The organism is Myroides sp. C6-3 (genome assembly GCF_050522425.1).
In the GTDB taxonomy this organism is placed as follows: domain Bacteria; phylum Bacteroidota; class Bacteroidia; order Flavobacteriales; family Flavobacteriaceae; genus Flavobacterium.
In genome coordinates, this window is sequence record NZ_JBMVQP010000002.1 from 58,949 (window position 1) to 72,884 (window position 13,936).

Consider the following 13,936-nt stretch of genomic DNA (forward strand, 5'->3'; position numbering starts at 1 on the left):
GCAATATGCAAGCTTTTTAAATTTATCCTATGTACGTTGACTACGCCAGCATAGTAACTGGGTTTTCAATATAGCTTTTTAGCGTTTGTAAGAATTGCGCACCTGTTGCACCATCAACTGTTCTATGGTCACAAGCTAACGTAACAGTCATCGTATTACCAACAACAATTTGTCCGTTTTTCACTACCGGTTTCTCTACAATAGCACCAACAGATAAAATAGCAGAGTTTGGTTGATTAATGATTGACGTAAACGACTGAATTCCGAACATTCCCAAGTTTGAAACCGTAAATGTACTTCCTTCCATCTCCGCTGGTGTCAATTTTTTGGTCTTTGCTTTCCCTGCCAATTCTTTCACTTTAGCTCCAATGTGTGTTAATGACATTTGATCTGTAAAAGGCAATACAGGTACAACTAACCCATCCTCAACTGCTACCGCAACCCCAACCGCAATGTGGTTGTTGTAAATTGTAGCATTATCTGTCCATTGTGTATTTACTTGTGGGTGCTTACGCAAAGCCATAGCACATGCTTTCACAACCATATCGTTAAACGACACTTTTGTATCTGGCATCTCATTGATCAACTTACGAGAAGCCATAGCGTTATCCATGTCAATTTCGATTGTCAAATAATAGTGAGGAGCAGTAAATTTAGATTCCGCTAAACGACGTGCAATTGTTTTGCGCATTTGAGAGTTTTTCACTTCTTCGAAGCTTACTTCTCCTGCAGGAATAAAAGGTTTCACCTCTGGTACACTTGCAGTAGCTTGAGCCACCGGCGCAGCCGTCGCGGTAGGAGCTTGAACAGCACTAGGCACGAAGTTTTCAACGTCGCGTTTAATAATACGCCCATTTTCACCACTTCCTTTTACTTGATTCAAGTTAATTCCTTTCTCTTCCGCTATTTTCTTAGCTAAAGGCGAAACGAATACTCTTCCTCCTGTAGCCGTTTCAGTCACAGCTGCTACTGTAGTTGATTCAACGGCCTTTGGTGCTTCTACTGCTACTTCTGCGGTTTCAGTAACAGCCCCACCATTCTTAGCACTTTCTACTAATGCAGTAACATCCGTCCCAGCAGGTCCTAAAATAGCTAAAACGCTATCAATAGGCGCTGATTCACCTTCTTGTATTCCAACGTATAAAAGCGTTCCTGATTCAAAAGCTTCAAATTCCATTGTCGCTTTATCTGTTTCAATCTCAGCTAAAATATCGCCTTCCTCAATTTTATCTCCTACTTTTTTAATCCAACTAGCTACTGTACCTTCTGTCATCGTATCACTCAAACGAGGCATAGTAATCACTTTCACACCTGCCGGAATAGCTGGTGCTGCAGTAGTGTTTTTTTCTGCTTTAGGAGCTTCTACTTCTACAACTTTCTCAGCAGCAGGAGTTACACCTCCACCGATTAAAGCAGTAATGTCCTCACCTTCTTTTCCAATAATAGCAAGAAGCGAGTCAACTGGAGCAGCTTCCCCTTCTTGTAATCCAATGTATAACAATGTACCTTCATAAAAAGATTCAAATTCCATTGTTGCTTTGTCTGTTTCAATTTCAGCAAGGATATCTCCTTCAGAAATCTTATCTCCAACTTTCTTTAACCAAGCTGCAACAACACCTTCTGTCATGGTGTCGCTTAAGCGTGGCATTGTAATTACTTCTGCCATATTATTTTATTATAATCTATGAGGTAAAAAAGGGTAATTCTCTTGGTCGTATACTACGTCGTACATAACGTTAAGTTCTGGGAATGGAGATTCTTCAGCGAATTTCTCACACTCAGCAACTAAGTCTTTTACGCGTTGATCCATCGCTTCGATTTCGCTTTCTGTTGCATAACCATTTGCTTTAATTACATCTAATACTTGTGTAATTGGATCTATTTTTTTGTATTCTTCAACCTCTTCTTTTGTACGGTAATGTTGCGCATCTGACATCGAGTGCCCTCTATAACGGTATGTTTTCATTTCAAGTAACGTAGGTCCATCTCCACGACGCGCTCTTTCGATTGCTTCATACATCGCCTCTGCTACTTTTACAGGATTCATTCCATCCACTGGTCCACTAGGCATTTCGTATCCTAATCCCAATTTCCAGATCTCCGAGTGATTTGCCGTACGTTCAACAGAAGTTCCCATTGCATATCCATTATTCTCAATAATAAACACTACTGGTAACTTCCAGTTCATTGCCATATTGAAGGTCTCATGCAATGATCCTTGACGCGCCGCGCCATCACCAAAGTAACACATCGTTACTGCTTTTCTATCAAAATATTTATCTGCAAATGCCAATCCAGCTCCTAGAGGAATTTGTCCACCTACAATTCCATGTCCTCCATAGAAGTTATGTTCTTTGGAAAAAATGTGCATTGAACCTCCCAAACCTTGAGAAGTACCTGTTCCTTTTCCTAACAATTCAGCCATGATTCTTCGTGGATCAACACCCAGTCCGATTGGTTGTACGTGATTTCTGTATGCTGTAATCATTTTGTCTTTTGACAAATCCATTGCGTGTAAAGCTCCAGCCAAAACCGCTTCTTGCCCATTATACAAATGTAAGAATCCTCTTACTTTTTGTTGAATATATAAAGCTGCAAGCTTGTCTTCAAACTTTCTCCAAAATAGCATGTCTTCATACCACTTTAGATAAACTTCTTTTGTAATTTCTTTCATATGACTTTACTTTTCATGAGTAGCAAACCTACTCTAAATACAGACTTTGCTAAATACCCACTATACTGTGGAAAGGCAAAAATAGCACATCTACTTTAGATTGAAAAATTTATTTGATGTATTTTAAATTACGGGTATTATTCTTTATATTTTTTAAGAAAACATTTCATTTTTATCGAACTTCCCCTCTTAACAATAGTATTAATCTATCTCGAAGTCTAAACTTTGTTATCATTATTCACATTCATTTTATCCTTTTGATACGAAACTTGTACTCCTATTCTCATGTGACATTCATTTCCTAAAAATTCTACTTGAAATCACTTTTTTATCAAGCCCCCTTAAATCGTCTCTTCATCTGTGATTCGCTATCTATTATCCCAAAAAAATAAGCCCTTTTAGAGAAGTTCTCTTCAAGGGCTCGATTCACGCTTAAAATAAAATATAAATTAGGTCATTACTTTTACTGCTTGTGATCAAACGAGTGGTAACAACGACTATCCTAATTTTGGTTTTATTGTAAGATTAAAAGAAATACACGGTCGCTCACCTATTGTTTGCGTACTGGATTCTTATACACTTACTTCTCCATTTTTGTTGTGTTGCGTAGTTCTTTCATTTTCGTGAGACAAAGCAAATCAATTTCAATGCGAATTCCTATTAATTCAAATTAAGGTATAGTTAACCGATATCAATTTTAAGTTATCAAATGATACAATTGATATTACTATAACTCGCAGATTAGATGTATCGCGCATCCTTGATATCGTCAAATACCATCAATAATGTAACGCTCTATTCAATTCGACTACAAAAAACACAGATTTAGCAATAAAACAACACAGAACTAGATAAACCTACAATACTAAGCATACGTCAAAAGATTAATACTGAGATAACACAAACTAAGACAAAGCAAAAGGCATAAAAAAAGCCTCACACTTGCGTGCGAGGCCTTTTCTTATATAGCGCTAATTAAGCTTCTCCTTTCGGACCAAAGTTAATAGGAGGCATTGCAGTATTACTAGAATCGTAATCTTTAATTTCTCCATTAGACTCTTCGAATCTACTGATATTATCTTGCAGAGCTCTCAATAATCTTTTAGCATGTTGTGGCGTCAAGATAATTCTCGATTTCACTTTTGCTTTTGGCACACCTGGCATGATGTTCACAAAATCGACAACAAATTCAGTGTTTGAATGATTGATTATTGCCAGATTTGAATAAGTTCCTTCTGCCGTTACTTCATCCAATTCGATATTGAAGTTGTTTTGATCTTCAGTCATGTCTTAGAAGTTTAATTCTTGTTCTTGCGTTAATAAATCTCCATTTTCATTAGAGGAAACAATGATACTTTCATACTCACGCATACCAGTACCCGCAGGGATTCTATGTCCAACAATTACGTTTTCTTTTAATCCCATTAAAGTATCAATCTTACCAGCAACTGCTGCTTCGTTTAACACTTTTGTTGTTTCCTGGAACGATGCTGCAGAGATAAACGATTTCGTTTGCAACGAAGCTCTAGTAATACCTTGTAGAATTGGAGTACCAGTAGCTGGCATAACATCTCTAGAGATTACTAAGTTTTTATCTTCGCGTTTTAACAACGAATTCTCATCGCGTAATTCACGCATTGAAACAATTTGTCCTTCTTTTAAGTTCTCAGATTCACCAGCATCAACAACAACTTTCATACCGAATAAACGATCGTTTTCAACGATAAAGTCGCTAGTGTGTACTAACTGATCTTCTAAGAACAGGGTATCTCCTGGATCTTGAATTTGAACTTTACGCATCATTTGTCTAATAACAACCTCGAAGTGTTTGTCATTAATTTTTACCCCTTGTAAACGGTAAACTTCTTGAATTTCGTTTACTAAGTACTGTTGAACAGCTGAAGGTCCTTGGATACGTAAAATATCATCTGGCGTAATTGCTCCGTCAGACAAAGGTAAACCAGCTCTCACGAAGTCATTCTCTTGAACTAAGATTTGGTTAGAAAGTTTAACTAAATACTTTCTTACATCTCCAGTTCTTGATTCAACAACGATCTCTCTGTTACCTCTCTTCACTTTACCGAAAGATACTACCCCATCAATTTCAGAAACCACAGCTGGATTCGACGGATTACGCGCTTCTAAAAGCTCTGTAATACGAGGTAAACCTCCTGTAATATCCCCTGCTTTTGAGGTATGACGAGGAATCTTAACTAAAACTTTACCTGCTTTAATTTTCTCTCCGTCATTTACCATTAAGTGTGAACCTACTGGTAAGTTGTATGAACGAATTAACTCACCATCTTTACCGTAAATTAATAAAGTAGGAATTAATTTTTTGTTTCTAGATTCGCTAATTACCTTTTCTTGGAAACCTGTTTGCTCATCGATTTCAACCATGAACGTTTGTCCTTGCTCGATATCTTCATAAGCAACTTTACCTGTGAACTCAGAAACGATTACACCGTTATAAGGGTCCCATTTACAGATTGTAGCTCCTTCTTCAACTACATCACCATCGTTTACATAGATTGTAGAACCATAAGGGATATTGTTTGTTGTCAACAAGATTCCTGTATTTGGATCATACAATTTCACCTCTGTAGAACGAGAGATAACGATGTTGATTTTCTTTCCTTCATGGTCTTCTCCTTCAACTGTTCTAAGTTCTTCGATCTCTAAACGACCTTTAAACTTAGCGTTGATTGTAGAAGTTTCAGAAATATTTCCAGCAGTACCCCCTACGTGGAACGTTCTCAATGTTAACTGTGTACCAGGCTCCCCAATTGACTGAGCAGCAACAACACCAACAGCTTCTCCTTTTTGAACCATTCTCGCTGTAGCAAGGTTACGTCCGTAACATTTCGCACAGATTCCAACTTTAGCTTCACAAGTCAATGGAGAACGAACTTCAACCGATTCGATAGGAGCCGCGTTGATTGCTTTAGCAATTGCTTCCGTGATTTCCTCACCTGCACCAACGATTACTTCAGAGTTTAATGGATTCACTACGTTGTTTAACGCAACACGTCCTAACACTCTTTCTCCTAATGTTTCGATTACCTCTTCGTTTTTCTTTAATGGCATTACATCAATACCTCTTAAAGTTCCACAATCCACAGAGTTAACGATAACATCTTGTGCAACGTCATGTAGACGACGCGTTAAGTATCCAGCATCCGCTGTTTTTAACGCCGTATCCGCAAGACCTTTACGAGCACCGTGCGTAGAAATGAAATACTCTAAAATCGATAGACCTTCTTTAAAGTTAGAAAGAATCGGGTTTTCGATAATCTCACCACCACCTGCTGTTGATTTTTTCGGTTTAGCCATCAAACCACGCATACCTGTTAACTGACGAATCTGCTCCTTAGAACCCCTCGCTCCAGAATCCAACATCATGTATACAGAGTTAAATCCTTGCTTGTCTTCGCGGATGTTCTTCATCGCTAATTCAGTCAACATAGCGTTTGTCGATGTCCAAACGTCAATAACTTGGTTGTAACGCTCGTTATTTGTGATAAGTCCCATGTTGTAGTTCATGGTAATATGATCTACTTGTTCATTGGCATCATCAATCAAATCTTGTTTCTTCTCTGGAACGATAATATCACCTAAACTGAATGATAATCCTCCGCGGAAAGCGTAACCATACCCCATTCCTTTGATATCATCTAAGAATGCAGCTGTAGTAGGTACATCAGTAGTAGCTAAAATACCTCCAATAATATCACGAAGTGATTTTTTCGTTAATACCTCATTGATAAACCCTGCTTTCTCAGGAACTACCTCGTTAAACAAGATACGTCCAGCAGTTGTTTCAATGATTCTATACGCTAATTCACCTTTTTCGTTATAATCTTTCGCACGTACTTTAACACCAGCGTTCAAGTCAAGTTTCCCTTCGTTGATAGCAATGTGTACTTCCTCCACAGAGTAGAATGTCAGTCCTTCTCCTTTTACAACTTCTTCTGGTGTAGACTTACGCAACTTAGTCATATAGTAAAGACCAAGTACCATGTCTTGAGAAGGTACTGTAATAGGTGCACCATTCGCTGGGTTCAAGATATTGTGTGAAGCCAACATTAACAATTGAGCTTCTAAGATTGCCTCTGGTCCTAATGGCAAGTGCACTGCCATCTGGTCACCATCGAAATCCGCGTTAAACGCCGTACACACTAATGGGTGCAACTGAATCGCTTTACCTTCAATTAATTTCGGTTGGAATGCTTGAATACCTAAACGGTGTAACGTAGGAGCACGGTTCAATAGAACAGGGTGTCCTTTAATTACGTTTTCTAAGATATCCCAAACTACAGGCTCTCTTTTATCAATAATTTTCTTCGCAGATTTTACTGTTTTCACAATACCTCTCTCAATCAATTTACGGATTACGAACGGTTTGTAAAGTTCAGCAGCCATATCTTTTGGCAATCCACACTCGTATAATTTTAATTCAGGTCCAACGACAATTACCGAACGAGCAGAATAATCCACACGCTTACCAAGTAAGTTTTGACGGAAACGCCCTTGTTTACCTTTTAATGAATCAGATAATGATTTTAATGGACGGTTCGATTCAGTCTTAACAGCAGAAGATTTTCTTGTGTTGTCAAATAGTGAATCTACAGCTTCTTGAAGCATACGTTTTTCGTTACGCAAGATTACTTCAGGAGCTTTAATTTCCATTAATCGTTTTAAACGGTTGTTACGGATAATCACACGACGATACAAGTCATTCAAATCCGACGTTGCGAAACGACCTCCATCCAATGGCACTAATGGACGCAATTCAGGTGGGATAACAGGAATTACTTTTAAGATCATCCACTCCGGTCTATTCTCGCGATTCTCGTTTGATTCACGGAAAGCCTCTACCACTTGAAGACGTTTTAATGCTTCTGTTTTTCTTTGTTTAGATGTTTCGTTATTCGCTGCATGACGCAATGTATAAGACAATTGATCTAGGTCAGTTGTCGCTAATAAATCCATAATACATTCAGCCCCCATTTTGGCGATGAATTTATTTGGATCACTATCATCTAAGAATTGATTTTCCATCGGAAGAGAATCTGCGATATTCAGATATTCTTCTTCAGTTAAGAAATCAAGGCGATTTAGCACTTCACCCTCCGCATTTTTAGCAATACCAGGCTGAATTACTACATAACGCTCATAGTAGATAATCATATCTAGCTTCTTAGACGGAAGCCCTAGGATATAACCAATTTTATTAGGCAAAGAACGGAAATACCAAATATGTGCAATAGGCACAACAAGATTGATATGCCCAACTCTATCTCGACGTACTTTCTTTTCAGTAACTTCTACACCACAACGATCACAAACGATACCTTTGTAGCGAATTCTTTTATACTTACCACAAGCACACTCATAATCTTTTACAGGACCAAAAATACGCTCGCAGAATAAACCATCACGTTCTGGTTTATGCGTACGATAGTTAATTGTTTCTGGCTTTAAAACTTCCCCTCTAGATTCTGCAAGAATCGATTCAGGTGAAGCCAAACCAATTGAGATTTTATTAAACCTTTTTACGGTATTTTTCTCTTTATTTCTATTCATGGTAAACTTACTTGTTAAAGTGTATGATAAAGAGTAAGCAGCAAAAACTGCTTACTCTAAAATCTATAGTTTATTCTTCTAATCTGATGTCTAATCCAAGACCTTTTAATTCATGCATTAATACATTGAATGATTCAGGCAATCCTGGTTCTGGCATAGTTTCACCTTTAACGATAGCTTCGTAAGTTTTCGCTCTACCAATAACGTCATCCGATTTTACCGTCAAAATCTCACGTAATGTACTTGATGCTCCGTATGCTTCTAGAGCCCAAACCTCCATCTCTCCAAAACGCTGACCTCCAAATTGAGCTTTACCTCCTAATGGTTGTTGCGTAATTAAAGAGTATGGTCCGATTGAACGCGCGTGCATCTTATCATCAACCATGTGTCCTAATTTCAACATGTAAATAACTCCTACTGTTGCTCTTTGGTGGAAACGTTCTCCTGTTCCTCCATCGTACAAATAAGTATGTCCAAATCTAGGAATACCAGCTTCATCTGTAAGCGCATTGATTTGATCTAATTCAGCACCGTCGAAAATTGGAGTAGCGTATTTTGTACCCAATTTTTGTCCAGCCCATCCTAATACAGTTTCATAGATCTGACCAATGTTCATACGAGATGGTACCCCTAATGGGTTTAACACGATATCCACTGGCGTACCGTCTTCTAAGAATGGCATGTCTTCATCTCTAACGATTCTAGCAACAATACCTTTGTTACCGTGACGTCCTGCCATCTTATCCCCAACTTTTAACTTACGTTTTTTAGCAATATAAACTTTTGCAAGTTTTAAGATTCCAGATGGTAATTCATCCCCAACCGTAATCATAAATTTCTCTCTACGTAAAGCACCTTGTAAGTCGTTCAACTTAATTTTGTAGTTGTGAATCAAATCAGTAATCATACTATTTGTTTCTTCATCTACGGTCCATTGCCCTTTCGTCAAGTGAGCGAAATCATCTACAGCATGTAACATTTTTTGAGTGAATTTCTTTCCTTTTGGTAAGATTTCCTCTCCTAAATCATTCAATACACCTTGTGATGTTTTACCATTCACGATGAAGAATAATTTTTCAACCAAACGATCTTTCAACTCATTAAACTTCACTTCAAATTTTGTTTCTAGTAAAGCTAAATCATCTTTATCTTTTGAGCGTTTGCGTTTGTCTTTTACAGCTCTTGCAAATAATTTTTTATCCAACACAACTCCTCTCAATGAAGGCGAAGCTTTTAACGATGCATCTTTAACATCCCCTGCTTTATCACCGAAGATTGCGCGTAATAACTTCTCTTCTGGTGTTGGATCAGATTCACCTTTCGGTGTAATTTTACCAATAAGGATATCACCAGGCTTCACTTCAGCACCGATGCGGATCATACCGTTTTCATCTAAATCTTTTGTTGCCTCTTCACTTACGTTCGGGATATCATTAGTCAACTCTTCGTTTCCTAATTTAGTATCACGTACTTCAAGTGTATAGTCATCAATGTGGATAGAAGTAAAGATATCTTCACGCACTACTTTTTCAGAGATAACGATAGCATCCTCGAAGTTGTATCCTTTCCATGGCATGAAAGCCACTTGTAAGTTACGTCCAAGAGCTAACTCTCCGTTTTGTGTAGCATATCCCTCACATAATACTTGTCCTCTTGTTACTCTATCCCCTTTGCGAACAATAGGTTTCAAGTTGATACAAGTACTTTGGTTGGTTTTTCTAAACTTAATTAGATTGTATACTTTCTCGTCTGGATCAAAGCTGATTAAACGCTCTTCATCCGTACGATCGTATTTAATAATAATTTTCTGAGCGTCTACATACTCAACAACCCCTTCACCTTCTGCATTAATTAAAACACGAGAATCTGAAGCCACTTGTCTTTCTAAACCTGTACCTACGATTGGAGAATCCGCACGTAATAAAGGCACAGCTTGACGCATCATGTTTGATCCCATCAACGCACGGTTGGCGTCATCGTGTTCTAAGAACGGAATCAATGAAGCTGAAATTGAAGCAATCTGGTTAGGAGAAACGTCCGTATAGTGTAATTCTTTCGGTTCAACCACTGGGAAATCCCCTTCTTCTTTTACAACTACACGATCTTCTGTAATGTTTCCTTCGCTATCCATTGGAACGTTCGCTTGAGCGATTAACATTCCTTCTTCCTCTTCTGCACTTAAATATACTGGATCGTTCACGATATCCACTTTTCCTTCCACTACTGGACGGTATGGAGTTTCAATGAATCCCATGTTATTCACTTTAGCATACACCGCAAGAGAAGAGATCAAACCAATGTTTGGTCCCTCTGGCGTTTCGATCGGACATAAACGTCCATAGTGTGTATAGTGAACGTCACGTACCTCGAAACCGGCTCTTTCTCTAGATAAACCTCCAGGTCCTAAAGCTGATAAACGACGTTTATGTGTAATCTCTGCCAATGGATTCGTTTGATCCATGAACTGAGATAACTGGTTCGTTCCGAAAAATGAATTAATCACTGAAGACAACGTCTTCGCGTTAATTAAGTCGATTGGAGTAAACACTTCGTTGTCACGTACGTTCATACGCTCGCGAATTGTTCTAGCCATACGCGCTAAACCAACACCAAATTGAGCTGATAACTGCTCACCTACCGTACGTACACGACGGTTTGATAAGTGGTCAATATCATCAATCTCAGCTTTTGAGTTAATCAATTCAATCAAGTATTTAACAATAGTGATAATATCTTCTTTTGTCAATACCTGTTTGTCAATTGGGGTATCAAGATTAAGTTTTTTATTCATTCTGTAACGACCTACCTCACCTAGATTGTAACGTTGGTCGGAGAAGAATAATTTATCAATAATACCGCGTGCAGTTTCCTCATCAGGCGGTTCTGCATTACGCAACTGACGGTAGATGTGCTCTACTGCCTCTTTTTCAGAGTTGGTAGGGTCCTTCTGTAACGTATTATGAATGATGGCATAATCTGCCTGATTATTGTCTTCTTTATGTAGGAGGATATTCTTAACGTTCGCCTCAATGATTTCTTCGACATTATCTTTATCTAGGACTGTATCACGGTCTAAGATAATCTCATTTCTCTCAATTGAAACTACTTCTCCTGTATCTTCATCCACGAAGTCTTCATGCCAAGTGTTTAACACACGTGCAGCAAGTCGACGACCGATGTATTTTTTTAATCCTGTTTTTGATACTTTTACCTCCTCTGCAAGGTCGAAAATCTCTAGGATATCCTTGTCTCTTTCGAATCCAATAGCACGGAATAAGGTAGTAACAGGTAATTTTTTCTTTCTATCAATATAGGCGTACATCACGCTATTGATATCAGTAGCAAACTCAATCCATGATCCTTTGAAAGGAATAACTCTCGCCGAATACAATTTAGTTCCATTAGCATGGAATGACTGTCCAAAGAACACACCAGGTGAGCGGTGCAATTGAGACACTACCACACGCTCAGCTCCATTGATTACAAATGTACCGCTAGGCGTCATATACGGTATAGTTCCCAAATACACATCTTGAACGATAGTTTCGAAGTCTTCGTGTTCTGGGTCTGTACAGTACAGTTTTAAACGCGCTTTTAACGGAACGCTATACGTTAGTCCTCTATCAATACATTCTTCAATTGAATAGCGAGGAGGATCAACAAAGTAATCAAGAAACTCCAATACAAACTGATTTCTCGTATCAGTGATCGGGAAGTTCTCCATGAAGGTATTATATAAACCTTCATTACCTCTTTCTTCTGATTTCGTTTCTAACTGAAAGAAATCCTTAAAAGACTTAACCTGAATATCCAAGAAATCTGGATATGCAGGAATATTCTTTGTAGAGGCAAAATTTAATCTTTCATTCTGATTTGTGATCATCAATGGACAATAAATTTTGTTTATAATGTTTAATAAGATTTACGCACAAATCGATTTATACGCAAAATGGTTTAGGCCTTTGGGATTGCTCCCAAGACCTAAACCTAAAATATTTTGGTTAAAAAGCTTATTTAAGCTCAACAACAGCTCCAGCTTCTTCCAATGCTTTTTTAAGACCTTCAGCCTCATCTTTAGAAACACCTTCTTTGATGTTTGCAGGAACTGAATCAACCATATCTTTAGCTTCTTTAAGACCTAAACCAGTTAATTCTTTAACTGCTTTAACTACTGCTAATTTAGAAGCACCAGCTTCTTTTAATACTACAGTGAATTCAGTTTGCTCTTCAGCAGCTCCAGCGTCTCCACCACCAGCTACAACTACAGCAGCAGCTGCAGGCTCAATTCCGTATTCGTCTTTTAATATAGTTGCTAATTCGTTAACTTCTTTAACTGTTAAGTTAACTAATTGTTCTGCGAATTGTTTCAAATCTGCCATTTTTTCTATCGTTTAAATGATTTGTAAAAATATAATTTATTAATGTGCGTTCTTTTATGGAACATTCAAACACAAGAATCTTTTTTTATTCTTCGTCTTTGAATTGATTTTGTAGAGCTGAGATAACTCTTTGAGCAGGTGATTGTAGTAATCCGATGATTTCTCCAATAACTTCCTCTTTAGATTTAATAGCTACTAACGAGTCTAATTGGTTGTCACCGATATAAACTTCTTCGTTAATATAAGCTCCTTTCAATAAAGGCTTATCGCTTTTCTTTCTGAAATCTTTGATAATTTTAGCCGGTCCGTTAGCCACGTCCGAAATAAAGATAGCGCTGTTTCCTTTTAATACTGAAGCTAAATCCTCATAGTTTTTCTCAGAAGCTTCCATTGCTTTAGCAAGCAACGTATTCTTAACTACTTCAACTTTGATTCCAGCTTTGTTACAAGCTCTTCTTAAGTTTGTAGTAACCTCTGCGTTTAATCCTGAAATATCAGCAATATAAAAGATATTAGCATCTGCTAACTGTCCTTTAATTTCTTCTATCGCTACTGCTTTTTGTTCTCTAGTCATACGTAAAAATTTTTTCTACCAATTATACTGCTTTAGGATCTAAAGCAATAGCAGGGCTCATAGTACTAGATATATGAATAGACTTAACATACGTACCTTTAGCTGCTGTTGGTTTTAATTTGATTAATGTTTGAATCAATTCAGCTGCGTTTTCTTGAATCATATCAGCACTAAACGATACTTTTCCAATACCTGCGTGAACGATTCCCGTTTTATCAACTTTAAAATCGATTTTACCAGCTTTCACTTCTTGAACTGCTTTCGCTACGTCCATAGTTACAGTACCAGTTTTAGGGTTTGGCATTAATCCTCTAGGACCTAAAATACGTCCTAATGGTCCTAATTTACCCATAACAGCAGGCATAGTGATGATAACATCAACATCTGTCCAACCGTCTTTGATTTTTTGTAGGTACTCATCTAATCCAACATAGTCTGCTCCAGCAGCTGTAGCTTCAGCTTCTTTATCCGGAGTAACTAATGCTAACACTCTAACATCTTTTCCAGTTCCGTGTGGTAAAGTAACTACCCCACGCACCATTTGATTAGCTTTACGTGGATCTACACCCAAACGTACAGCGATATCAACAGATTCGTCAAATTTTGCAGAAGCAACCTCTTTAATTAAAGCAGAACCTTCTTTTAAAGAATAAAATCTACCTTTCTCAATTTTAGCAGCAGCTTCCTTTTGCTTTTTTGTTAATTTTGCCATTTCTTTTTTCT

At 37.8% G+C, this 13,936-nt stretch carries 8 protein-coding genes; all 8 read right to left on the bottom strand.

Translation table 11 applies throughout. The features are described from left to right. Positions 1-40 precede the first annotated feature (40 nt). On the bottom strand, positions 41-1,666 hold the full coding sequence (locus tag ACPDG9_RS01360; RefSeq protein ID WP_430526052.1) for a pyruvate dehydrogenase complex dihydrolipoamide acetyltransferase: 1,626 nt from the start codon (positions 1,664-1,666) through the stop codon (positions 41-43). Positions 1,667-1,675: 9 nt separating this feature from the next. After that, positions 1,676-2,674: a pyruvate dehydrogenase (acetyl-transferring) E1 component subunit alpha gene (gene pdhA, locus ACPDG9_RS01365; protein ID WP_430526053.1), complete on the bottom strand. Its 999-nt coding sequence runs from the start codon at positions 2,672-2,674 to the stop codon at positions 1,676-1,678. 975 nt (positions 2,675-3,649) lie between these two features. Then, a complete protein-coding gene (locus ACPDG9_RS01370) occupies positions 3,650-3,961 on the bottom strand; it encodes a DUF3467 domain-containing protein (protein ID WP_430526054.1) in 312 nt (103 codons plus the stop codon). Between the two features lie 3 nt (positions 3,962-3,964). Next, the gene (rpoC, locus tag ACPDG9_RS01375) at positions 3,965-8,260 is read right to left on the bottom strand and encodes a DNA-directed RNA polymerase subunit beta' (RefSeq protein ID WP_430526055.1); all 4,296 of its coding nucleotides are present in this window, start codon (positions 8,258-8,260) and stop codon (positions 3,965-3,967) included. Positions 8,261-8,330: 70 nt separating this feature from the next. Beyond that, positions 8,331-12,143 (bottom strand): DNA-directed RNA polymerase subunit beta, encoded by a 3,813-nt coding sequence (rpoB, locus tag ACPDG9_RS01380; RefSeq protein WP_430526056.1) that lies wholly within the window; start codon positions 12,141-12,143, stop codon positions 8,331-8,333. 127 nt (positions 12,144-12,270) lie between these two features. After that, positions 12,271-12,639, bottom strand: coding sequence for a 50S ribosomal protein L7/L12 (gene rplL / locus ACPDG9_RS01385; protein WP_430526057.1), 369 nt, complete (start codon positions 12,637-12,639; stop codon positions 12,271-12,273). An 85-nt stretch (positions 12,640-12,724) separates the two neighbouring features. After that, complete coding sequence (gene rplJ / locus ACPDG9_RS01390) at positions 12,725-13,213, bottom strand: 50S ribosomal protein L10 (protein WP_430526058.1); 489 nt, start codon at positions 13,211-13,213, stop codon at positions 12,725-12,727. A 22-nt stretch (positions 13,214-13,235) separates the two neighbouring features. Next, positions 13,236-13,925 carry a 50S ribosomal protein L1 gene (rplA, locus tag ACPDG9_RS01395; protein ID WP_002987567.1) on the bottom strand — a complete coding sequence of 230 codons (690 nt, stop codon included), beginning with the start codon at positions 13,923-13,925 and terminating at the stop codon, positions 13,236-13,238. Positions 13,926-13,936 lie beyond the last annotated feature (11 nt).